The following is a 23,384-nucleotide window of genomic DNA, read 5'->3' as shown; positions in this document are numbered from 1 at the left end:
GATGCGGTCTCGTCCGGGCCTCTCTATCTCGCGGGTCTGCCCTCTCTATCTCGCGGTCAGCCCTTCTTGCGCGGCGTGGTGACGTCCACCGTCATCACGCCGTTCTTCGAGTTCACCGACTTCACGGCGATCTTCGTGCCCGTGCCGCCGACGATGACCGAGCCGCCCGGGTTGGACTCGTCGTAGTACGCGTACGGGTCCTTGTCGTTGAAGACGCTCTCCGCCTTCTCCTTCCACGTCCGCAGCGTCGTCATGCCCGCCGCGGTCTCCCGGTGCAGGGTGAACGCGTCGGACTTGCCCAGGCCGAACGTCGCGTCGAACGACTGGATGCGGTTGCGGGCGAGCGCGCCGTCCGACCACCGCAGCGCCTGCGGGTTGGCGTCGACCGGCAGGGCCTGCCCGCCGCCCGGGTGCTGCGACGTGTTGTTGTCGCCGTAGAAGCTGTTCGCGTACCAGACCAGCAGGCCGTCCTGGTACGGGAAGTGCTCCACGGTGTTCGGCTTCGAGAGCGTCCAGCCGAAGTTGTACGGCCCGGTCTGCAGGGTCGTGTCGTAACCGGCGTACTGCCGGTTCTCCGCCACGTAGTAGTGCGAGTACTCGACCTCGTACGTGCCGTCCGCCCCGATGACGTGGAAGCCGTCGTTCGTCCAGTCCCCGAACCCGTCGGAGAAGTCCTCGGTCAGCGCGTCGCCGACGGCGACGTCGTCGACCATGAAGCCCGTGAGGTTCAGGCCGCCGTCGCTCTGGTAGCGGAACCGGACCTGGGCGTCCTGGCCGGCGTGGTCGGCGAGGTCGGCGGTGAGATCCACCCACTTCTTGCCGGAGTCGCCCGAGATGCCGCCGTTCGCGTCCTCGTCGGAGAGGTTCGTCGCCAGCGGTTCCCAGGTGTCGCCGCCGTCGGTCGAGACGTCCGCGAAGGCGTGGTCGTAGCCGGGCTCGATCTCGTACTGCACCTTGGCCGTGAGCGAGGCGCCGTCGGGCACGGTGAACGACGGCGACGTGAGCGTGTAGTTCGCGTTGCTGCCGGTGCCCGAGTAGGCGAACTCCCCGTCGTAGGGGTCGACGCCGAGGTCGACGTCCTTGACGCCGTCCGGCAGGTTCACGACGACGGCCTGCGAGTTCGTCGTGGCGTGGTACGACGGGCCGAGCTTGACCGTGGCGCGCTCGCCCTGGTCGACGGTGGCGTAGTCGAGCCAGCCCAGGAACATCTTCTCCGTGGCGCCCATGTGGTTCGGCGTGGTGCCGATGGTGCCGTCGCCGTGGCCGAGCCACGAGCCGGAGCTCATGAGGGTCCAGAAGGCGGTGCCGTTCTCGCCGCCCTCGGTGTCGTAGTAGTCGGGCAGGCCGAGGTCGTGGCCGAACTCGTGCGCGAAGACGCCGAGCCCGCCGTTCTCCGGCTCCGTCGTGTAGTCACGGATCCAGAGGTCGGAGTCGCCGATCTTGATGCCGCCGACCTTCGGGAACGCGGCCGGGCCGTCGGTGCCCAGCGGGTTGACCGCCCACCGGTGCGACCAGATGGCCGACGTGGGTGCACCGGCCTCCTCGCCCTCGCCCGCGTGGATCGCCTGGAAGTGGTCGATGTAGCCGTCGGGCTCGTCGAAGATCCCGTCGCCGTCGATGTCGTAACGGTCCCAGACGTCGAACGACTGCAGGTACTCGTCGATCTCCTCGGCCGTCTTGCCCTGCGCGACCTGATCGGCGTACCAGGCGTCGGCCGAGTCCTGCACGAAGCGCGTCATGTCCTTGTTCGACTCGGTCTCCCCGTACGACGCGGAGTTGTACGGCACGGTCACCCAGTCGGACACGTCGCCCTGCAGGTCGAACCGGCCCGAGGACATCTCGTCGTAGACGCCGGCGAACGACTCGCCGTCCTGGTCCTCCAGCCCGGTGAAGAACATCTCCTTGTAGTGCTCCTGGGAGAAGTCGTCCTCCCAGTAGGTGGAGTTGTCGCTGCGCGTGGGCTCCGGGATCTCGTTGTGCTGCGGCCCGGACTGCGGCGCGTCGGGGAAGCGCGGGTCGGCCTGGTCGCCGAAGTCGACCAGGAAGGTCAGCAGCTGCGCCGTCTGCTCGGTCTCGTACTCGACCCACTGGTTCTTGCCGACCTTCACCGACTTCGACGTGTGGGCGCCCTTGCCCCGCGTCTGCACGGTGGCGTCACCCATGGCGACGCGGTCGACGGCCTCCTGCTTGAGCGCGGTGCGCTTCTCGGCCAGCGGGTCGGGACGGTCGTCCTCCTTGACGTGTGCCGCGGGGTCGTTCGGTGGGGCGTCCGCCGCGGGCGCCGAGGACGCCGACGCGGCGAGGCCGGGGGCGAGGACGGCGGCGGCCAGCAGGGCTCCCGCTGCGCCGAACGCGCTCGTGGTGCGTGCTCTCACGGTTTTTCCTCCAGGGGTGTCGGAGCGACCCGGTCGCGGTGGCCGGGCACCGTCGTGCCGTGGCGCGTCGGTGCGCTCGGCAAACTGTGGCGGGGCACACATAACCACTTCCAGGTTTCACCCGCGAGACGAACAGAGAACGTCTCGCCGACCAGGGGGAACGGAGTCAGCCCGCGGCGTCGTACGCCTCGCGCACCCAGGCGGCGACCTCGTCGTCCAGCTCGGCCGGGTCGCGGACCTCGACGTGGTGCGTCCACGCCGTCGACGTCGGGTGTGCCACCTGCTCGATCCGCGGTGAGCGGTCCTCGCGGGGGAGGACGAAGGAGACGACGGCGGGCGCGTCGACGTGGTCGCGCACCCCCACCCACGGCGGCCAGACGAACGCGAAGCCGCGGCGGCGCCGGAACGCGACCTGCGTCTTCGTGGTGCGCGTCGTGACGTCGTCGCCGGTCACCTCCGCGACGAGCGTCGCGAACGCCCGGCAGATCGTCAGGCCCGTGGGGGAGTGCGCGAACAGGTCCTCGGGGGTGGACGGCGTGGCGGGCGTCGGCACGGGTCGCGCTCCTCTCGGGCGGGTGGTCAGCGCACGAAGTAGGGGGCTCCGGAGCCGGCAGCGAGCCAGCCGAGGGCGTGGCCGACGCGTTCGGCGGACGAGGGGGCGAGGTCCGCGGGGACGTCGTCGGGCGCGAACCACGCGACGTCGGTGGACTCGTCGTCGGCGACGTGCGCCCGCGCGGCCGCGGCGGGACTCGCCGCCCGGCACAGGAAGCACAGGTCGAGGTACTGCGAGCGATCGCCGTTCGGGTACTCGACCGGCGGGGTGACGGTGACCGCCACGAGCGCGTCGACCACGACGTCGACGCCCGTCTCCTCGAGCACCTCGCGGGCCAGCCCGACGGCCGGGTCCTCGCCCGGCTCGAGGATCCCGGACACCACCGCCCACAGGCCGTTGTCGGCGCGGCGGCCGAGCAGCAGCCGACCGTCGTCGTCGAGCACGACGGCGGACACGCCCGGCAGCCACAGCAGGTCGTGGCCGACGTGGGAGCGCAGGGCGGAGACGAACTCGGGCACCGGCATGCGTCGACCCTACGAGGGTCTGCCCGGTGCTGCCGGGCCGGGCCGCCGGACCGGATGGTGGACGCGACTGGACGGGTGCGGGGAGGGCGACGTACCGTCGTCGCCGTGGACATCCGTTGGTATTGGCGCTTTACGCCGGCTCCGGTAGGGGCTCGGCGGGCTGACGCCTGACCGACACCACTTCACCGGAGCCAGCACAGGGCCTGGGACGCATCGTGCGTCCGGGCCCTTCGTCGTCAGACGGGCCGCTCCGGTCGGGCATGGACCACGGTTCGAGACGTCACGACGACGACGCCGAGCCCCACCCCGACCGCCCCGCCGCCGACACCCCCCAGGAGCCCCGCGTTGAGCACCACCACCGGCACCACGCCCGCCACCACCGCCCGCACCGCGCCGTCTGAACTCGCGCCGTCCGATACCGGCCGGCCGCATACTGACCTGATGGCAGAGACCTCCGACCTGCGGGTCCGCGCGCTCGACCCGCTGCCCGCGCCGGGCGCCATGCGGGCGGAGCTGCCGCTCGGCACCCCGCGCAGCGACCTCGTCACGACGTCCCGCCGCGAGGTGCGCGACGTCCTGCGTGGCGAGGACGACCGCCTGCTCGTCATCGTCGGCCCGTGCTCCGTGCACGACCCGGCCGCCGCGCTGGACTACGCCCGACGTCTGGCGCCGGTGGCGCGCGAGCTGTCGGACGACCTGGTCGTCGTGATGCGGGTGTACTTCGAGAAGCCGCGCACCACGGTGGGCTGGAAGGGCCTCATCAACGACCCGCACCTGGACGGCTCCCACGACGTGCACCACGGGCTGCGCCTGGCGCGCGAGGTGCTGCTGGGCGTGCTCGACGCGGGCGTGCCCGCCGCGTGCGAGTTCCTCGAGCCCACGAGCCCGCAGTACATCGCCGACGCCGTGACCTGGGGCGCGATCGGCGCGCGCAACGCGGAGTCGCAGGTGCACCGGCAGCTCGCGTCCGGCCTGTCGATGCCGGTCGGCTTCAAGAACGCGACCGACGGGGACGTGCAGATCGCCGTCGACGGGTGCATCACGGCGGCGAGCGAGCACACCTTCTTCGGGGCGGACGCGCAGGGGCGTGCGGCCGCGGTCGAGACGACCGGCAACCCGGACTGCCACGTCATCCTGCGCGGCGGGCGCGGTGGCCCGAACTACTCCGAGAAGGATGTCGCGGACGCGCTGGCGGTGGCGCGCACGTCCGGCCTCGGCGGGGCCGTGGAGGCGGGCGTCGTGGTGGACGCGTCGCACGGCAACTCCGGCAAGGACCACGTGCGCCAGGCCGAGGTGGTGCGGGAGCTCGCGGCGCGCGTCGCCGACGGCGAGCGGGACGTCACCGGCCTGATGATGGAGAGCTTCCTCGTGGCGGGCGCCCAGAAGCCGGGGCCGCTCGACGGCCTCGTCTACGGCCAGTCCGTCACCGACAAGTGCCTCGACTGGGACACCACGGCCGAGCTGCTCGGCACCCTCGCCGGGGCGGTGCGGCAGCGGCGCGAGGCCTGACGGCGACGCGTCGGACGACGAGCGTCCCTGCCGGTCAGGATTCACTTGCGGACTCCTGACCGGCAGGGACGCTCGCGCTTGGTGCGGGAAGGCGGGACGAGCGACGGGCCGTGACGCGCCGCACACAGGGCGGTCCCATCCGCGGAGCCGTTCGCACCGAACCCCTCACGTCCCGGAGGGTCCGGGACGGACACGCGAGGAGCCGATGGCGATCGAATCGGCCTGCCCGGTACGGCAGACTGTCGGGGTGCCACCCCCCACGACCGCCCGCGGTCCCGTCGACGACGCGCTGGTCGCGTGCGTGGACGGCGACCCCGCGTCGTTCGGGCCCGTCTACGACGCCCTCGCCCCCGTGGCCTACGGGACGTCGTTGGGCGTGCTCCGCGACCCCGACCACGCAGCCGAGGTGACCCAGGAGGTGATGGTGGAGGTGTGGCAGACCGCAGCGCGGTTCGACCCTGCCCGCGCGTCCGCCCGCACGTGGGTCGCGACGCTCGCGCGGCGTCGCGCCGTGGACCGGGTGCGCTCCGAGCAGTCCCGCCGCGACCGCGACCAGCGCGACCTGGACACCTCCGTGGCCGGGGCGCAGCGCGACGTCGTCGCGGAGGACGTGGAACGACGCCTCGAGGGCGCCGCCGTCCGGCGCTGCCTCGACGCCCTCACCGCCATGCAGCGGGAGGCCGTCGTCGAGGCGTACTACGGCGGCCGGACGTACCGGGAGGTGGCCGACCAGCTCGGTGCGGCCCTCCCCACCGTGAAGAGCCGCATCCGTGACGGTCTCGGCCGGCTCCGCGACTGCCTGGGGGTGAACCGTGGCTGACACCGACGCGAACCGCGACGCGTGGGACCTGCTGCCCGCGTACGCGCTCGACGCGGTCGACGACCTCGAGCGCCGCGCCGTGGAGCGCCTGCTGGAGTCCGACGCGGACGCGCGGCGCGCCCTCGACGAGTACCGCGACGTCGTCGCGGCGTTCGCCGTCGAGCAGGCGCCGCCGGCGCACGTCCGTGACGCCGTCCTGACCCGGGTCGCGCAGACGCCGCAGCGCCCGGCCGCCCCGAGCGCCCGCCCGGCCGAGGGCCCGGCGGGACGACGGTGGGTGCGGTATGCGGTCGCCGCCGCGGCGGTGGTCGCCGTCGCCGTGCCGACGACGATCGCCGTGCAGGAGCACCGCGCAGGGCTCCAGGTGGAGGCGCAGCTCGACCGCGTCGCCGAGATGCTGGCCGACCCCGACGCGCAGCTCCTGACCTCGCCCGTGGCGGGCGGCGGCGCGGCGTCCGTGCTGGCCGCCGGCGACGACTTCCTGTTCACCGCGAGCGACCTGCCCGGGCCGGGCGAGGGGAAGGACTACCAGCTCTGGGTGGTGGGCTCCGAGGGCGACGTCGCCCCGGCCGGCGTGCTCCAGGCGTCCGGCGGCCGCGTCGAGCACCTGGTCCAGGACGTCCCGGGCGTCGGGGTCGCCGTGACCGTCGAGCCCGACGGCGGGTCCGAGCAGCCGACGACCGACCCGATCGTCGTGCTGGCGGAGGGTTAGGACGCGTCCGAGCCCTGCCAGGTCGTGCGCGACGGAGCCGGGTACGGCGCGCCGGCCGCGGGTCCCGAGCGAGGACCTCCTGACGAGCTGACCGGTCGACGGCACGGTCCCCGCGGCCCGCCCGGAACGTGGACCGGCCCGCCTCGGGACGAGTCGAGGCGGGCCGGTCGGTCCCGGGGTGGGCCGGGCACCCCCCTGCGGTGCCCGGCCGGATACGGGTCACATCGGCGGCATCAGCACCGAGTCGACCAGGTAGACGGTGGCGTTCTGGGTCATCACGCCGCCGCAGACGACGTTGGCGTCGTTGACCTTGAGCTCGTCGCCCTCGCCGGTGACCTCGAGGGTGTCGCCCTGGACGGTCTCGTGCTCGCCGGCGATGTCCTCGGGCAGGATCTGGCCGGGCACCACGTGGTAGGTGAGCACCGTGGTCAGGAGGTCGGCGTCCGTCGCCAGGGTGTCGAGCGTCTCCTTGTCGACCTTGCCGAACGCGTCGTCGACCGGCGCGAACACGGTGAACTCGCCGCCGTTGAGGGTGTCGACCAGGTCGACGTCGGGGTTGAGCTCGCCGCTGACGGCCTTCGTCAGCGTGGTGAGCATCGGGTTGTTGGACGCGGCGACGGCGACCGGGTCGGTCGACATGCCCGTGATGGAGCCGGCGCCGTCGGGCACCTGCTCGGCGTAGGCGTCGCAGCCGGGGCCGACGAGGTTCGCGGCCGGGTCGGCGGACATGTCCTCGCTCATCTCGTCCGACGGCTCGTCGGAGGCCATCGGCGACTCCTCGGTCATCGTCTCCTCGGAGCCGGACCCGGCGTCGGAGCCGGAGTCGGACGAACAGGCGGCGAGCCCCAGCAGGGCCAGGGTGGCGAAGCCGGCGGCGGCGGTGCGGGTGCGAGTGCGGACGTTCATCGTTCTCTCTCCTTGCGTCGTCGCCCCTCCGGTCCGGGGCGCTCGACGGGGGTTCGGAGCGAGCGCCGCGCCGGATGGGTGTCGTCCGCGATCCCATCCGCCGGCCCCGCGGTTCCGAACGACGGTCATGGAGACCTTGGTCCTGATCGGCCTGCTCGGTGGCCTCATCACCGGCATCTCGCCGTGCATCCTGCCGATGCTCCCGGTGATCTTCTTCGCCGGCGGGGTGCAGGGCGCGCGCGAACCGGCGCTGCGGTTCGACGTGCCGACGGCGGTCCGCACCGGCGCGGGCGGGCAGGTCGAGACGGGCGTCGCGCCGACGGGCGGGGGAGCCGCCGTCGACCTGACGGAGCGGCCCGCCCGCGCCGCCCGTGCGCGGTCGTGGCGCCCCTACCTCGTGATCGCCGGCCTGGTGCTGAGCTTCAGCGCGATGACGCTGCTGGGCTCGCTGGTCCTGGGCGCCCTCGGGCTGCCGCAGGACCTGCTGCGCTGGGTCGGCATCGTGCTGCTCGCGGCCCTCGGGGTCGGGATGATCGTGCCGCGGTTCGAGGAGGTGCTGGAGCGCCCCTTCCTGCGGCTCGCGTCGCTGGGGTCGCGCCGCGCGGCCGGCCAGGACCGGGGCGCGTTCCTGCTCGGCCTCGGGCTCGGGGTGCTCTACGTCCCGTGCGCCGGGCCGGTGCTGGCGGCGATCACGGTCGCGGGCGCGACGGGCGACATCGGGCCGGGGACGGTGGTCCTCACGGTGTCGTTCGCCGTCGGCGCCGCGATCCCGCTGCTCGTCTTCGCGCTGGCCGGGCGCCGGGTCGCGGAGCGGGTGTCGGCCTTCCGCCGCCACCAGCGCGGGATCCGCGTCACGGGCGGTGTCGTCGTCATCCTGCTCGCGGGGGCCCTGGCGCTGAATCTTCCGCAGCAGCTGCAGCGAGCCCTGCCCGACTACACGGGTGCGTTGCAGCAGCGGGTGGACGAGAACGCGTCCGTGCAGGACGCGCTGGACCTGGGCGGGATCGTCACCGACGCCAACCGGGAGCTGTCGAACTGCTCCAACGGGTCGACAGAGCTCGCCGACTGCGGGACGGCGCCGCCGCTCACGGGCATCACGCACTGGCTCAACACCGAGGACGGGGCCCCCGTCGACCTCGCGGACCTGCGCGGCAAGGTCGTGCTGATCGACTTCTGGACCTACTCCTGCATCAACTGTCAGCGCGCCATCCCGCACGTGAGCGCCTGGTACGACGCGTACGAGGACGCCGGTCTCGAGGTCATCGGGGTGCACACGCCGGAGTTCGCCTTCGAGCGCGAGACACGTAACGTCGTCGCCGGCGCCCGCGACCTGGGCGTCGAGTACCCGATCGCGCAGGACAACTCCTACTCCACGTGGACGACGTACCGGAACCGGTACTGGCCGGCGGAGTACCTGATCGACGCCGAGGGCACCGTCCGCTACATCAAGCACGGCGAGGGCGGCTACGACGTCACCGAGCAGCACGTCCGCGACCTGCTGCGCGCCGCCGACCCGGACGTCGAGCTGCCGCCCGCGACCGACGTCGCGGACACGACGCCCGGCGGGGAGACGACGCCGGAGACCTACCTCGCCCTCAACAAGGTGTTCAACTACTCGGGCTCGCCCGAGTACGGCTCCGGCCGGGAGGTGTTCGCCCACCCGGACGACCAGCCGCGGGACACCTTCTCCCTCGGCGGCACGTGGGACGTCGACTTCCAGGGGGCGACCGCAGCCTCCGACGACGCGACCCTGCGGCTCGCGTACCGCTCGACCGACGTGTTCAGCGTCCTCGGCGGCGAGGGGACGGTCACCGCCCGCGTGCTCGCCGACGACGGCAGCGTCCGCGCCGAGCGTGAGATCGACGTGGCCGGCAACCCGACGCTGTACGACGTGCTGCGCGGCGACGGGCCGACCGACGGGATCGTGGAGCTCGACGTGCCCGACGGCGTCGCCGTCTACACGTTCACCTTCGGCTGAGGACGGCACGAAGTCGGTGCGAGCGGGTGAAAAACAGGTCCTGCAGTTCGCTGAGGCGACGGGATCCGCTACCTTTCGGTCGGACTTGTCCGGGATGAGACGGTCCGGGCGACCTGCACGGGTCGCGTCGAGGACGACGAACGGTGGTCAACGGTGGTTCGACGACGTCAGCTCCTGGCAGCGCTCGCCCTTGCTGGACTCGTGCTGACAGGAGGCGCCACGACGGCGACGGCCTCACCTGGTGCCGCACCACGGCTCGAGACGACGGAGGTCCCGAGCGGGCGGGTGGTCCTCGAGTCCGGCCCGCGCGCGTGGACGGCGCTGCGCAGCGGCGCCCCGACCAGCACGGCCGGCGTCGGGTTCGACGGCGACCGGGTCGTCGGGCGGTGCGTCGGCGAGGGCGGGCGGGGCTGCCCCGCGCGGGGGGTGCAGCGCGTGGCCTACGACTTCGGGGACCTCGGCGACCCGGCCGCGCTGGCCGACGGAGTGCTGGTCGCCGCGACGCTGTCGCTCCCGGTGGGCCGCGACCAGGCGTGCGGGGTCGACGACGTCCGGGTGCACGCGGTCCCGGCCGTGACCGCGGCGACCACGTGGGCCGCCTCGACACCCGGTTGGCGTTCGACGGGCGCGGACCTGAAGGGCGCGGGGTGCGGCGGCGACCGGCGCGTCGAGGTCGACGTCACCCGGGCTGTGGGGCAGGCCGTGCGCTCCGGCGACCCGCTGGCGTTCGGCCTCGCCGCGGCGGACGAGGACTGTCGGGGCTGCGGCCGGGCGGCCTTCGGCCCCGACGCGACCCTGACCGTCGAGCTGCGGGCGACGGACACCGTCGTCGCGCTGGGCACGATGCGGCCGGAGACGTCGTGCGCGGCGGAGGACGCCCGCCCGGCTGTCCGCTCGACGACCCCGACCCTGGTGGCCGAGCTCTCCAACGCGCGCGAGCCGTTCCCGTCCTCGATGAGCGCCGAGTTCGTCGTGCGCGACCTCGCGACGGGCGACGAGCTGTGGCGGTCGGCCCCGACCACGCCGCAGGCGTCGGGGGCGACCCACTCCGTCAAGGTCCCGGACGGCGTCCTCGCCGAGGGCGGGACGTACGGGTGGTCGGCGCAGGCGGTGCTGCCGAGCGGCGGTCTCACGGCGCCGGTCGGCTGCGAGCTGACCGTGGACGTGACGGCCCCCGGCGAGACCGTCGTCACGCCGGTCGAGGGGTACCCCGCCGTCTACCTCGAGGACCGGACCGCGGGCGGGGTCGGGATGACCGGCGGGTTCCGGTTCGACGTGCCGGGCTCCGACGACGTGGCCTACGTGCAGTACTCGACCGTGGGTGACGCCCTGTTCGACCGCGCACAGCCGGGGGAGGTCGTCGAGCTCACGCCGAGCTATGCCGGCCCGACCATCCTGTACGCCCAGGCGGTGGACGCCGCGGGGAACGTGGGCCCGCGGCGGGAGTACCGGTTCGTGGTCGCGTACCCCGTGGCACGCGGTGCGACCTGGTGGTTCGACGAGCTCGCGGGGACGACGGCGGGCAGCACCCTCGGCGGCGGCAACGCGCTCGCCCTGTCCGGCACGGACCTGTGGTCGCCCGGTCCCTGGGGCGTCCCGGGCGACGGCGCGCTGACCTTCGACGCCGACTCCGACGTGGCGGCGACCGACGGCGCCGTCGTCGACGCGGCGGGCAACGTCACCGTGGCGGCGTTCGTGCGGCCCGACGCCGACGGCGTCACCGCGTCCGTCGTCACGCAGGGGGATGACGGACGGCCGGGCTTCACGCTCGGCACCGTCGCCGACGACTCCTGCACGTCGGCGACCGGCACCTGCTGGGCGTTCTCGGTCGCCACCGGCGACGGCGGAACGTCGACGACCGCGGTGTCCGGCGTCGCCCCCGAGCCCGGCAGCTGGGTCTTCCTCGCGGGGACGCGGAACGCCGCGACGGGCGCCGTCGACCTGTGGACCTGCTCCCTCACCGGGATGGGGGCGCCCGTACGGTCCGGTCGGGCGCAGGCGGGGCCGCTCACGGCCGCGCCGTCCGGGCCGGTCACCGTCGGCGGCGGCGCCTGGCGCGGCGCCGTGGACGGCGTCCGCGTGCTCGACTCCGTGCAGGACGAGTCGAAGATCCGGCGCTGGTGCTTCGGGGCGATGTGAGCACGCGGCGGGTCCGGCGTTCGACCGTCGCGGTCGTCGGCGCGGCGGTGCTGGCGGCCGCGGCCCTCGGCGGGTGGTGGGGGCTGTCGGCGAGCGCGGGCGTGGAGCTCGGGTCGGTGTCCTCGACGGGTGCCGGATTCACGGACGAGTGCACGTACCCCGACGAGGGCCTCTGGGCGCTCTTCGCCGCGGACCAGGACGTCGCCGTCGTGCAGACCGTCCGCAACGACGCGCGCTGGCCGATCACCGTGACGAGCCTGCTGCCCGACGTCTTCCGGTTCGGCGCCGTGGCAGCCGACCCGCGGGACGACTACGGGTTCCGCGACCCGGCGGACGGCCCCCCGCCCGAGGCGGACACCACCGCCGAGGTCGAGATCCCGCCCGGGCGTGAGGTGGCCATGTGGGTCGTGGGGCCGTGGGGCCCCATGGACGCGGACATGCGGTACGGCGCCGCGGTCAGCAGCCGCACGGGGATCGAGCACGCGCCGCTCCGCGTCCGGTCGCTCGGGATCGCCCGGGAGTCGAATCTCCAGCTCGGCCACATGCTGTGGATCAGCGACCTCGATCTCGGGTCCGACCAGTTCCGGGCCGAGGTCGCGGAGCTGTGCGGGGACTGAGCCCACCACCCCGCCTGGCGGCCTGCGGCGCCGTTCACGTCCAGCCCTCCGCCCCCTGCGCCCACGGGCCGACGCGCACCTCGGCGCCGTCGAGCAGGTCGAGCTCGGCGGTCGGGGTCAGCGGGACCGGATCTCCGTCCGGGACGGCGACGACGTCCACCGTCGTGGTGACGTCGGGGTCGTTCGCCGCCGACATGGCCCGCCACTGCACGGTCGCCAGCGCGCGCTCGCCCACCGGCACGACGACGCGGCCCGGGACGACGCCCGGTGCGGCGGGCTCGGTCGTGACGTCGTCCTGCGGCTCGCCGTCGGCGTTCCGGAACGTCAGCCGCGGCACGCCGTCGAGGGCGCACGGCCGCTCGGACACGTTCTCGGCGAGCACGGCGAGATACCGGCCGCCGGCCGCGGCGTCCGGTGTGCCGAGGGTGAGGCGGAGGTCGTCGCTCGCGCAGGCCGGGGCGTCGTCGTCGTCCGGCCACGCCCCGACGCCCGCGGGCAGCGGCACGGTGTGCTCCTCGGGCGTCGGGGGCGGCGCGGCCGCGACCCAGCCGTCGACGCGCGAGGCGTAGCCCGGCTCGGTGAGCGTGTACGCGAGGTGGCGGCCGCCGGCGTCGCGGGCCGGGTCGTCGAGCCAGCGCGCGACGTCGTCCGCCTCGGGGGACGACGTCGGCCCGTCCAGACCCACCTGGAGCGTCAGCGCCGAGTCGTCCGCCGTCGCCGTTCCCTCCGGGAACCCCGCGTGCACGACGACCGACGCCACGCCCGGCCGTCCGGCCGCGTCGACGGCCAGCCGCGCGGCCGCCACCACGGGGACGCGCCCGGAGGCGTCGTACCGCACGGCGTCGTCGGCGGTGCCGAGCGACGCGGCGATCTTGTGCTCCGCGGCCTCCTCCGCCAGCCGCACGAGCCCTTCTCCGTCGGCCGCCTCCGCGCTGACGCCGCTCACCGTCGTCGCGCCCGCGCGGCGGAGGACGACGGCGTCCGCGACGGAGGACGCGTCGCCGTCCTCGGTCACCCACGCCGTCAGCGGGTAGACCTCGACGCCGTGCACGGTCCGCGGGTCGCCGGCGTGGACCGTCGTCGTGCGGGACAGCGTGCGCACCCCGTCGACCTGCGTCTCCGCGACGACGTCGTCCGCCTGCGACGCGGCCGCGCTCGCGGCCTCGGGGGAGAGCCCGCCGTCGAGCCCGACCTCGAGGGTGACGAGGGCGACAGCGCCGTCCTTCGCGTCGCGGAAGACCACCTCGTAGTCGGTGACCTCCGCGGAGACGACGCCGGGGAGGTGGGCGACCTGGCGTGCGGCCGCACGCAGCTCGTCGGGCACCGGGTCCCACGGGCGCCAGACGGCGAGCAGCGCCGCGGTGCCGGCCAACAGGATGACCGCCGCCACCAGGGCGGACGTGCGTCGTCGGGTCACGACGGGAGCGTGCCAGACCTCCCGCACGGACGAGCGGCGGACCTGGGCGTGCTCTGTGCAGATGCTGCGCCCTTCCGGATGAGAACCCCCTCATGGCCGCCTCATCCGTGACTCAGGCAACCTCCGCAGGGTTGCCAGGGTGCGACAGATATCAGCGGTCGAACCCGAGCTCCCGGCGCGACGCCGGGTCGCGTTCTACTCCCACGACACGCAGGGCCTCGGCCACGTGCGGCGCACGTCGCTGCTGGCGCGCGCGGTGGTGGACGCCGACCCGGACGTCGACGTCCTCCTCCTGTCCGGCGCGCGGGAGGCGACGAGCCTGCCTCTGCCGGAGCGCACGGAGGTCGTGACGCTGCCGCGCGTCGGCAAGGACCCGGACCGCGGTTACGGGCCGCGCACCTGGGCCGGCACGCTGGACGACGTCGTCCGCGTCCGCGCGGGGGTGATCGACGGCGCGCTCGCCGCCTTCCGCCCCGACGTGCTCGTGGTGGACAAGGTGCCCCTCGGCGTCGGCGGCGAGCTGCTGCCCGCGCTGCGGCGCCTGCGCGCGGAGGGCGGCACCGCGTGCGTGCTGGGGCTGCGCGACGTGCTCGACACCCCCGAGGTCGCCGTCCGCGAGTGGCGCGAGCAGCGCAGCACGTCGGTGATCGAGCGGTTCTTCGACGAGGTGTGGGTGTACGGCGACGCGCGCGTCTACGACCCGCTCACCGAGTACGCCCTGCCGGAGCACGTCGCCGCCCGGGCTGTGTTTACCGGTTACCTCGGTCGCGGTCGCGCGTCCACCACCTCCACCGGCTACCTCGGTCGCGGCCGCACCGTCGGGACGCCGGCGCCCACGAGCGCCGACCCCTACGTCCTCTGCCTCGTCGGCGGCGGACAGGACGGCGCGGCGCTCGCGGAGGCGTTCGCCGCCGCGCCGCTGCCCCCGGGCCACCGCGGCGTGCTCGTCACCGGGCCCTATCTGCCCGAGGCGGCGCGCGATCGGCTGCACGCCGTCGCCGCGGGCCGCGACGACCTCGAGGTGCACGCGTTCGTGCGCGACGTCGTGCCCCTGGTCGAGGGCGCAGCCGCCGTCGTGACGATGGGCGGCTACAACTCCGTGTGCGAGCTGCTGGCGTCCGGCCGCCCCGGCCTGGTCGTGCCGCGCACGCACCCTCGTGCCGAGCAGCTCGTGCGGGCCTGCCGGCTCGCCGACCTCGGGCTGCTCGACGTCCTCGTCGGCGCGATCACCCCCGATCGGGTCGGGGCATGGCTCGCCCGCACGGCCGTCGACGACGCGCCCCGGCGTCCCGAGGTCGACGTCGACCTCGACGGGCTGTCGCGCGTCCCGGAGCTCGTCGACGCGCTCGTCGACCGGCTCGCCCACCGGGACGAGGCCCCGGCCCGCCCGGCGGCAGCCACCCCGCACCCGCAGAACCAGGAGGAGGAGCACCGTGCCACGGCCTGAGACCACCCCCATGACTCCCTCGACGACGGCACCGACTCCGCGCGTCGGCTACGTCACCAAGATGTACCCGCGCTTCTCGGAGACGTTCATCGTCAACGAGGTGCGCGGCCTGGAGCGCCGCGGCGTGGAGATCGAGATCTTCTCCCTGCGCGCCCCCGTCGACACCCGCTTCCACGCGGCGCTGGCCGACGTCGCCGCGCCGGTCCGGTTCGTGCCGCGGGCGACCCGCGCGTCGGACGCGTGGTCGGCGCTCGCGGAGGCCCACGACCGGCTCGACCTGCGCAGCCTGCCCGCCGCCGTGCTCGCGGACCTGCTCGCCGCCGACCCGGAGGACGCCGTGCAGGCGCTGTGGGTCGCGTCCGCCGCGCACGACGCCGGCCTGACGCACCTGCACGCGCACTTCGGGTCCGTCGCGACCACGGTCGCGCGGTTCGCCGCCGCCGTCCTCGGCATCGGGTACACGTTCACCGCGCACGCGAAGGACATCTTCCACGAGTCGGTCAACCCGGCCGACCTGCGGACGAAGCTCGCCGACGCGCGCGCCGTCGTGACCGTGAGCGACCACAACCTCGCCCACCTGCGCGACACCTACGGGCCCGCCGCGGACGCCGTCGTACGCGTGTACAACGGGCTCGACCTCGACGAGTACGCCCGCGCGACGGCGCCGCGACGGCCCGGGCGCGTGTGCGCCGTCGGGCGCCTCGTCGAGAAGAAGGGCTTCGGCGACCTCCTCGACGCGCTCGCCCTCCTCGTGGCGGCCGGCCGCGACGTGCACCTCGACCTCGTCGGCTCCGGGCCGGAGGAGGCCGAGCTGCGTGACCGCGCCGCCGTGCTCGGCCTGCTGCGGGACGGCGCTGAGCACGTGACCTTCCACGGCCCGCTGCCGCAGGACGGGGTGCGTGACGTCGTCGCCCGCGCCGCCGTCTTCGCCGCGCCGTGCGTGCTCGGCGCCGACGGCAACCGCGACGGCCTGCCCACGGTCCTGCTGGAGGCGATGGCCCTCGGCACCCCCGTCGTCTCGACGCCGGTCACCGGCATCCCCGAGGCGGTGCGCGACGGCGAGACCGGCCGCCTCGTGCCGCCCGGCGACGCCCCCGCGCTCGCCGCGGCGCTCGGCGCCCTGCTCGACGACCCTGGCGAGGCAGCCCGTCTCGCCGACGGTGCGCGCGCCCGCATCGAGGCCGAGTTCGACGTCGTCGGCACGTCCCGCCGCCTGCTGGACGTGCTGGAGAGCGCGGCACCCGCCGCGGAGGGGAGGGCGGCATGAGGGTCGCGTACGTGAGCTCCGACCCGGGCGTCCCGGTGTTCGGCCGCAAGGGGTCGTCGGTGCACGTCCAGGCGGTGCTGCGCGAGCTGGTGCGTGCCGGCGCCGAGGTGCACGTCGTCACGACGCGCCCCGGCGACGACACCCCCGACGACCTCCGGGGCGTCGTCGTCCACCGCGTGCCGGTGGCGCCGACCGGCTCCACCGCCGGACGCGAGCGTGCCCTGCAGGACGCCGACGCCCGGGTCGGCGACCTCCTGGACGCGCTGCACGAGCGGGCCGGGATCGACCTCGTCTACGAGCGCTACTCCCTCTGGGGCACGGCGGCCACCGCCTGGGCCGCCGACGACGGCGTCCCCAGCGTGCTCGAGGTGAACGCGCCGCTGGTCGCCGAGCAGCGCACGCACCGCGAGCTCGTCGACGAGGCGGCCGCCGAGCGCTGCGTCCGCGCGGCCGTCCGTGCCGCGACGGCCGTCGTCGCCGTGAGCGGCCCCGTCGCGGCCTGGGCGGCCGATCGCGCCGGCGAGGACCCGGAGAAGGTCCACGTGCTGGCGAACGGGGTGGACACCGGGCGGATCGTTCCGGCCGCGGGTCGGTGCTGGGGTCGACAGGAGACGACGGCGTTCACCGTGCTGTTCGTCGGCACCCTCAAGCCGTGGCACGGCCTCGACGTGCTGATCGACGCGTTCGCCGGCGTGCGTGCCCGCGTGCCCGACGCACGCCTGCTTCTCGTCGGCGACGGTCCCGAGCGCGAGGCGGTGCTCGCCCGGGCCGACGCGCTCGGGGTCGCGGACGCCGTGGAGCACGCGGGCGCCGTCGCGCCGTCGGAGGTCCCCGCGCTGCTGCACCGGGCCGACGTCGCCGTGGCGCCGTACCCCGCCCTCGACGACTTCTACTTCTCGCCGCTGAAGGTCTACGAGTACCTGGCGGCCGGGCTGCCGGTCGTGGCGAGCGCGGTGGGCGAGCTGCCCGACGCGCTCGAGCACGGGGACGCCGGGGTGCTCGTGCCTCCGGGTCGTGCTGCGGCGCTCGCCGACGCCATCGTCGCGCTCGCGCACGACGACGATCGCCGCGCCGCGCTCGGCGCCCGAGCCCGGGAGGTCGCCGTCGAGCGGCACGACTGGTCCGCCGTCGTGCGCCGTGCGCTGGGGTTCGCCGGGGTCGAGCTGCCCGGGCTCGTCCCGTCGGTCGAGCTCGTCGAGACCCGTTCGTCGGTCGAGCCTGCCGAGGCCGGCTCCAGCGCCGGGGGTGGTCGCCGTGGCTGAGGGTCGCCAGCGGTCGGTGCGGGCGGCCGGCCGGTCGTTCCGCCGGTTCTGGCCGCACCTGCGCCACCACGTGCGGCCCGAGCGAAGGCTGCTCGTGCTGGGCGGCCTGGCGCTGCTCGCGGAGGTCGCGATGCGGCTGCTGGAGCCGTGGCCGCTGAAGTACGTGGTCGACGGGATCGTCGCGGCCACCGGGTCGAGCGTCGCCGGGCCGGCGCCCGCGAACCTCGGGCTCGTCATCGCGCTCGCCGCGGGGTCGCTGCTCGTCGTCGTCCTGCTGCGGGCGGGAGCCGCCTACGCCATGACCGTGTGCTTCGCGCTGGCCGGCAACCGCGTCCTCACGGGCGTGCGCGCGGACCTGTACGACCACCTGCAGCGGCTCAGCCTGAGGTTCCACGACGGCTCCACCACCGGCGACCTCGTCACCCGGCTCACCAGCGACGTCGGGCGGCTCAAGGAGGTGTCGGTCACCGCGATGCTGCCGATGCTGGGCAACGTCGTGACGCTCGTCGGCATGGTCGTGGTGGTCGCGGTGCTCGACCCGGTCCTGGCGCTCGTGATGCTCGTCGTCCTGCCCGTCTTCCTGCTCACCAGCGGCCGGCTGTCGCGGCGCATCCGGCACGTCTCGCGCGACCAGCGCAAGGCCGAGGGGCAGCTGGCGTCGCTGGCCACCGAGTCGCTCGCGGCCGTCAAGGTGGTGCAGGCGTACTCGCTCGAGGACCGCATGCGTGCCGGGTTCGCCCGGTCCAACACGTCCTCCCTGCGCGAGGGGGTCAAGGCGAAGCGGCTGTCCGCCGGCCTCGAGCGCTCCACCGACGTGCTGGTCGGCCTCGCGACCGCCGTCGTGCTCTACGTGGGGGCGCAGCGCGTGCTCGACGGCGCGCTGACCCCGGGCGAGCTCACCGTCTTCCTCACCTACCTCAAGGCCGCGTTCAAGCCGATGCGCGACATCGCGAAGTACACCGGCCGCATCGCGCAGGCCGGCGCGTCGAGCGAGCGCGTCGTCGAGGTGCTGGAGCGCAGCCCCGAGGTGGTCGACGCGAGCTGGGCCCGGCCCCTGCGCGACGCCCGCGGCGACGTGCGGTTCGAGGACGTGTGGTTCTCCTACGTGCCCGGCCACCCGGTGCTCCGCGGGCTCGACCTCGCGGTGCGGCCGGGGGAGCGGGTCGCGGTCGTCGGGACGTCCGGGGCCGGCAAGTCCAGCCTGGTCTCGCTGTTGTCCCGCCTGCGCGACCCCGACTCCGGCGTCGTGCGGATCGACGGACACAACCTGCGCGACCTCACGCTGCGCAGCGTGCGGCAGTCGGTCGCCGTCGTGCTGCAGGACAGCGTGCTGTTCCGGGGGACCGTGCGCGAGAACATCGCCGCCGCCGTCCCCGACGCCACCGACGCGCAGGTCGAGCGCGCCGCCCGCGTCGCGGGCGCGCACGACTTCGTCACCGCCCTGCCCGACGGCTACGACACGGTCGTGGGGGAGCGCGGCGCGACCCTGTCCGGCGGGCAGCGGCAGCGCATCGCCATCGCGCGTGCCGCGATGCTCGACGCCCCCGTCGTCCTGCTCGACGAGGCCATGACCGGCCTCGACGAGCAGACCGAACGGGAGGTCGTCGACGCCATGCGCCGCCTCACCCGCGGCCGCACCACCTTCGTCGTGACGCACGACCTCGACGCCGCCCGTGACTGCGACCGCGTCGTGCGGCTCGACGCGGGGCGGATCGTCGCGTCCGGCCCGCCCGACGCCGTGCTCGGCGCGGCCGCCCCCGCGGGGGTGGGGCGTGACTGAGCGGCTGATCGAGACGCCCGGTCGCACCATGGACGGTGCAGCCGTCCGCCTGGCCGACCACGTCGCCGACCGTGAGCTGGTCGCCCGCGACCCGGCCGTGCCCGCGCTGGCCGACCTCCTCGACCCGGCGACGTTGGCGCGGCGGATAGCGACGGCGACCGGCACGTCGGGCGTGGTGACGCGGCCCTACCTGCGCTACAAGCCGGGCACGAGCTGCCTGCTCGCCGCGCGGTGGGTGCCCGACGTCGGCGCCCCGCGCGACCTCCTCGTACGCGCCTACGCCGACCACGCCCGTCCCAAGCTCGACAAGGCCCTGCGCCGCGCCGCGCCGGACGACGTCGTGCTGGCGGACGCGGACGCCGGGCTGGTCGTGACCGGCTGGGCGGCCGACCGCGACCTGCCCGGTGCCCGGCTCCTCGCTCGCGGCGGTGCGTCGGCGATGCTCGCCGACCTCGGCCTGCCCGGCGTCGGGTCGGACGGACTCGGACCGGACGGCGCCGGGCCGGACGCGACGGTCCGGCTGGTGCGGCACAACCCGGAGCGGCGCGCGGTGCTGCACGTGGCGACGGACGGGGGCGACGACATCCTCCTGCGCCTGGTGCGGCCGACGGCGGTGTCGCGCGCCGTCGCCGGGTACGGGCTGCTCGCCGCGGCGGGCGTGCCCGCGTCGCGGGTCCTGGCGCACGACGAGAGCCGCGGGGTCGTCGTGACGCGCTGGGTGGACGGCGACCCGCTCGACGCCCTCGACGCCGCGGGCGCGCTCGGCGACGCCGGGCTGCGCGACGTCGGCGCGGCGGTCGCGGCGCTGCACGGGTCGGCCGCCGCGATGCCGCCGCGGCCCGCGCGGGGTGACCTCGCCCGGGGCGATCTGCGGCCCGTGGCCGACGCGGTCGCGGGCCTGCTGCCTTGGCTCACGGAGACGGTCGGGCCGCTGGCCGACGCGCTCGACCAGCACCTGTCCGTCGTCCCGGGCCGTGCCGTCCCGCTGCACGGCGACCTCTCGCTCGACCAGCTCGTGCGCGACCCCTCCGGCGCGCTCTGGCTCGTCGACGGCGACGCCGCACGGTGGGGCGCACCCGAGGACGACCTGGGGTCCCTGGCCGCGAGCCTCGTCCGGGCGCACGAGGGGGTCCCGACGGCGGCCGCCCGGCTCGCCGCCGTCCTCGCGGGGCGCGACGACGCGGGCGCGCCGGCCCCCGACCGGACCGCGCTGCGGCACGCGACCGCGGCGCACCTGCTGCGCCGCGCCACCGAGCCGTTCCGTCGCCGGGAGACGGGCTGGGCGGGCCGCACCGTGCGGCTCGTCGGCCTCGCCCGCGACGTCCTCGACGGCGCCGGCGGTGACCTCGGCGACGTGCTCGACGCCGCGGCGTCGCGCAGCGGCCACCGCGCCGGGACCGCCGCGAGCACGGCCGGGGCGCCCGCCGTGCCTGCACCGCCCGCCATCCCCGCGACGTCCACCGCGCAGGACGGCACGGGCCCGCCGGCGGAGCGGATCCGGTACGCGCCGGTCGCGTGCGAGCTGGCGGACGTCCTCGCCGACGACGGCCGGCGGCTCTCGGCCGTCGTCCCGCGGCGCGCGGACCGCCTGCTCGTGGTCGGCACCGAGGCCGACGGCCGGGTCGTCGCCGGCCGCTGGGACGCCGACGTGCGCACGGCAGCGCGCCTCGCCGCCCGGGTGGACGCCCGGGCGCGGGAGGTCGCCGGCGGCGGGCTGGTGCTCCAGCCCGACGGCGCCGACCCGGACCTGCCGTCGCTCGCCGCGCGGGTGCGGGAGGGCGCGATGCTCGTCGCGCACCGCTCGGGCCGGCGCGGTGTGGTGCGCGACCCCGCCGGTACGTACACGAAGGTGACCCGCCGGGGCCGGGAGCCCGGGGACGTGGCGGTGCCGTCGTCGGCGTTCGCCACCCCGGAGGTCGTGGGCCGCGGCGACGGGTTCGTCACCACCACCGCGCTGCCCGGGCGCACGCTGCACGAGCTGCTGGGCGAGCCCTACGTGCCCGACCCCGTGCTCGACGAGGCGGGGCGCTCCGTGGGGCGCGGGCTGCGGCGGCTGCAGGACGCGCCGCCGTCGTCGGGCGTCGCGGCGCACGATGCCGTGGCCGAGGGTGCGGTCGTCGCCCGCTGGTGGGGGCTGGCCGCCGCCCACGGCGCGACGACGGACGCCACCGCGGACGCCGTCGTCCGGCGGGTGCGCGCCGCGCTGGCCGCCGGCCCCGCGGCGCCCCCGGTGCTCACGCACCGCGACCTGCACGACAAGCAGTTGTTGGTGCACATCGACAGCGACGCGGTGCCCGGGGACGGGGTGCGCGTCGGGCTGCTCGACCTGGACCTCGCCGCCGTCGCGCACCCGGCGCTCGACCTGGCCAACCTGCTCGTGCACCTCGAGCTGCGCGCCCACCAGGGCCTGTGCCCGCCCGCCCGCGCAGCCCGCGTGGCCCGCGCCGTCGTCGACGGCTACGGCTACGGCCACGGCACCGGCGCCGACCCGGCCGCGCTGCGGGCCTGGGCGACCGCCGCCCGCGCCCGCCTCGCCGCGGTGTACGCCTTCCGACCTGCGCCCCGCGACGTGCCCGGCGCACTCCTGACCGACCTCGACCGGACCCTGCCGTTCGAGCCCGCCCTGCACACCCTGGAGGACCGATGACGCACGCCACCACGACCGCCGCCGCGACCGCTGCCGACACCGCCGTGCCCGAGCCCGCGCGCGTCACCGTGATCGGCACGGGCTACCTGGGTGCGACGCACGCCGCGTGCCTGGCCGAGCTGGGCTACGACGTGCTCGGCCTGGACACCGACCCGGCGAAGATCGCCGACCTGGCCGCCGGCCGGCTGCCGTTCTACGAGCCCGGGCTGCCGGAGCTCGTCGAGCGGCACACCGCCGCCGGGCGCCTGCGGTTCACGACCGACCCGGCGGAGGCGGCCGCGTTCGCGGACCTGCACTTCGTGTGCGTCGGCACGCCGCAGCGCCGGGACTCGATGGCCGCGGACACGAGCCACGTCGAGGCCGCCGTGGCCGCGCTCGTGCCGCACCTGCGCGGCGACGCGCTGCTCGTCGGCAAGTCCACCGTCCCCGTGGGCACGGCCGGCGGGCTGCAGGCGCTCGCCGACCGCCTCGCCCCCGCGGGCGTCGAGGTGGGCGTCGTGTGGAACCCGGAGTTCCTGCGCGAGGGCCGCGCCGTCGAGGACACGCTGCGACCGGACCGGATCGTCGTCGGCGTCACCGACCCGCGCCACGAGAAGGCGCTGCGCGAGCTGTACGCGCCCGTCGTCGACGCCGGCGTGCCGTTCCTCGTCACCGACCTCGCCACGTCCGAGCTGGTCAAGGTGGCGGCGAACGCGTTCCTCGCCACGAAGATCTCGTTCGCCAACGCGATCGCCGAGCTGTGCGACGCGGCGGGCGGCGACGTCGTCGCGTTGACGGACGCGATCGGGCACGACGCCCGCATCGGGCACCAGTTCCTGTCGGCGGGCCTCGGGTTCGGCGGGGGCTGCCTGCCCAAGGACATCCGCGCGCTCATGGCGCGTGCCGGCGAGCTGGGCGTCGACGAGGCGCTGACGTTCCTGCGCGAGGTCGACGCCATCAACATGCGGCGCCGGTCGCGCACCGTCGCGCTGGCGGTCGAGGAGTGCGGCGGCAGCGTGCTCGGGCGCCGCGTCGCCGTCCTGGGCGCGGCGTTCAAGCCCGGCACCGACGACGTGCGCGACTCGCCCGCGCTGAACGTCGCCGCCCAGCTGCAGCTGCAGGGGGCGCACGTGCGCGTGCACGACCCGCGGGCCAACGCCACCGCCGCGCGCACCTTCCCCACGCTGGGCTACGCGGACACCGTCGAGGAGGCGGTCGCCAGCGCCGACCTCGTGCTGCACCTCACCGAGTGGCAGGAGTTCCGCGACCTCGACCCGGCGGCCCTCGAGCCCGCGCGCCGCGTCGTCGTCGACGGTCGCAACGCGCTCGACGCCGACCGCTGGGCCGCCGCCGGCTGGCGGGTGCGCGCCCTCGGCCGCCCCGCCGTCGGCCCCGCGAGCGTCCCTGTCCGTCAGGATTCGACTCCGTCTTCCTGACGGACAGAGACGCTCA

The 23,384-nt window shown here is 75.4% G+C and carries 17 protein-coding genes; 12 read left to right on the top strand and 5 right to left on the bottom strand.

Going from position 1 to position 23,384, the window contains the following annotated elements; translation table 11 throughout:
* Nucleotides 1-56: 56 nt before the first annotated feature.
* The 3 genes from ACH443_RS12355 to ACH443_RS12345 all read right to left on the bottom strand — a co-directional run bounded on the left by ACH443_RS12355 (nt 57) and on the right by ACH443_RS12345 (nt 3,452).
* On the bottom strand, nt 57-2,375 hold the full coding sequence (locus ACH443_RS12355; RefSeq protein ID WP_430590473.1) for an immune inhibitor A domain-containing protein: 2,319 nt from the start codon (nt 2,373-2,375) through the stop codon (nt 57-59).
* Between the two features lie 166 nt (nt 2,376-2,541).
* Complete coding sequence (locus ACH443_RS12350) at nt 2,542-2,928, bottom strand: DUF5655 domain-containing protein (RefSeq protein WP_430590472.1); 387 nt, start codon at nt 2,926-2,928, stop codon at nt 2,542-2,544.
* Nucleotides 2,929-2,954: 26 nt separating this feature from the next.
* On the bottom strand, nt 2,955-3,452 hold the full coding sequence (locus ACH443_RS12345) for an NUDIX hydrolase (protein ID WP_430590471.1): 498 nt from the start codon (nt 3,450-3,452) through the stop codon (nt 2,955-2,957).
* Between the two features lie 441 nt (nt 3,453-3,893).
* Here ACH443_RS12345 and ACH443_RS12340 point away from each other — a divergent pair, with 441 nt between their 5' ends.
* From ACH443_RS12340 to ACH443_RS12330, 3 genes are all read left to right on the top strand, one after another.
* Complete coding sequence (locus tag ACH443_RS12340) at nt 3,894-4,961, top strand: 3-deoxy-7-phosphoheptulonate synthase (protein ID WP_430590470.1); 1,068 nt, start codon at nt 3,894-3,896, stop codon at nt 4,959-4,961.
* 247 nt (nt 4,962-5,208) lie between these two features.
* Complete coding sequence (locus tag ACH443_RS12335) at nt 5,209-5,781, top strand: sigma-70 family RNA polymerase sigma factor (protein ID WP_429766650.1); 573 nt, start codon at nt 5,209-5,211, stop codon at nt 5,779-5,781.
* Entirely contained in the window at nt 5,774-6,493 is a 720-nt protein-coding gene (locus tag ACH443_RS12330; protein ID WP_430590469.1) for an anti-sigma factor domain-containing protein, read from the top strand. The genes ACH443_RS12335 and ACH443_RS12330 overlap by 8 nt, the downstream gene beginning before the upstream one ends.
* A gap of 219 nt (nt 6,494-6,712) precedes the next feature.
* Here ACH443_RS12330 and ACH443_RS12325 read toward each other — a convergent pair whose 3' ends face one another.
* Nucleotides 6,713-7,399, bottom strand: coding sequence for a fasciclin domain-containing protein (locus ACH443_RS12325; protein ID WP_429766653.1), 687 nt, complete (start codon nt 7,397-7,399; stop codon nt 6,713-6,715).
* Between the two features lie 127 nt (nt 7,400-7,526).
* Between ACH443_RS12325 and ACH443_RS12320 the strand changes: the two genes are divergently transcribed.
* From ACH443_RS12320 to ACH443_RS12310, 3 genes are all read left to right on the top strand, one after another.
* Entirely contained in the window at nt 7,527-9,377 is a 1,851-nt protein-coding gene (locus ACH443_RS12320) for a cytochrome c biogenesis protein DipZ (protein WP_430557638.1), read from the top strand.
* A gap of 285 nt (nt 9,378-9,662) precedes the next feature.
* Nucleotides 9,663-11,516 carry a LamG-like jellyroll fold domain-containing protein gene (locus tag ACH443_RS12315; RefSeq protein ID WP_430590468.1) on the top strand — a complete coding sequence of 618 codons (1,854 nt, stop codon included), beginning with the start codon at nt 9,663-9,665 and terminating at the stop codon, nt 11,514-11,516.
* Entirely contained in the window at nt 11,513-12,133 is a 621-nt protein-coding gene (locus ACH443_RS12310) for a hypothetical protein (protein ID WP_430590467.1), read from the top strand. The genes ACH443_RS12315 and ACH443_RS12310 overlap by 4 nt, the downstream gene beginning before the upstream one ends.
* 34 nt (nt 12,134-12,167) lie before the next feature.
* Here the strand turns inward: ACH443_RS12310 and ACH443_RS12305 are convergent, their stop codons facing one another.
* Nucleotides 12,168-13,550, bottom strand: coding sequence for a DUF4232 domain-containing protein (locus ACH443_RS12305; RefSeq protein ID WP_430590466.1), 1,383 nt, complete (start codon nt 13,548-13,550; stop codon nt 12,168-12,170).
* Between the two features lie 139 nt (nt 13,551-13,689).
* On the opposite strand from ACH443_RS12305, the gene ACH443_RS12300 reads away from it, so the two are divergent.
* From ACH443_RS12300 to ACH443_RS12275, 6 genes are read left to right on the top strand one after another with little or no spacing between them, the layout of a single operon-like run.
* Complete coding sequence (locus ACH443_RS12300; RefSeq protein ID WP_430590465.1) at nt 13,690-14,997, top strand: glycosyltransferase family protein; 1,308 nt, start codon at nt 13,690-13,692, stop codon at nt 14,995-14,997.
* A gap of 10 nt (nt 14,998-15,007) precedes the next feature.
* Complete coding sequence (locus ACH443_RS12295; RefSeq protein ID WP_430590464.1) at nt 15,008-16,264, top strand: glycosyltransferase family 4 protein; 1,257 nt, start codon at nt 15,008-15,010, stop codon at nt 16,262-16,264.
* A complete protein-coding gene (locus ACH443_RS12290; RefSeq protein ID WP_430590463.1) occupies nt 16,261-17,526 on the top strand; it encodes a glycosyltransferase family 4 protein in 1,266 nt (421 codons plus the stop codon). Before ACH443_RS12295 ends, ACH443_RS12290 begins: the two co-directional genes overlap by 4 nt.
* Nucleotides 17,519-19,306 carry an ABC transporter ATP-binding protein gene (locus ACH443_RS12285; RefSeq protein WP_429766667.1) on the top strand — a complete coding sequence of 596 codons (1,788 nt, stop codon included), beginning with the start codon at nt 17,519-17,521 and terminating at the stop codon, nt 19,304-19,306. The genes ACH443_RS12290 and ACH443_RS12285 overlap by 8 nt, the downstream gene beginning before the upstream one ends.
* Entirely contained in the window at nt 19,299-21,953 is a 2,655-nt protein-coding gene (locus ACH443_RS12280; protein ID WP_430590462.1) for a phosphotransferase, read from the top strand. The genes ACH443_RS12285 and ACH443_RS12280 overlap by 8 nt, the downstream gene beginning before the upstream one ends.
* On the top strand, nt 21,950-23,368 hold the full coding sequence (locus tag ACH443_RS12275; protein WP_430590461.1) for a UDP-glucose dehydrogenase family protein: 1,419 nt from the start codon (nt 21,950-21,952) through the stop codon (nt 23,366-23,368). Before ACH443_RS12280 ends, ACH443_RS12275 begins: the two co-directional genes overlap by 4 nt.
* Nucleotides 23,369-23,384 lie beyond the last annotated feature (16 nt).

It is taken from the genome of Isoptericola sp. NPDC019571 (assembly GCF_044389385.1).
Taxonomy (GTDB): Bacteria; Actinomycetota; Actinomycetes; order Actinomycetales; family Cellulomonadaceae; genus Isoptericola; species Isoptericola nanjingensis.
Note: the sequence above shows the minus strand (reverse complement) of the source record. Positions and strands in the feature narration are given on the sequence as shown.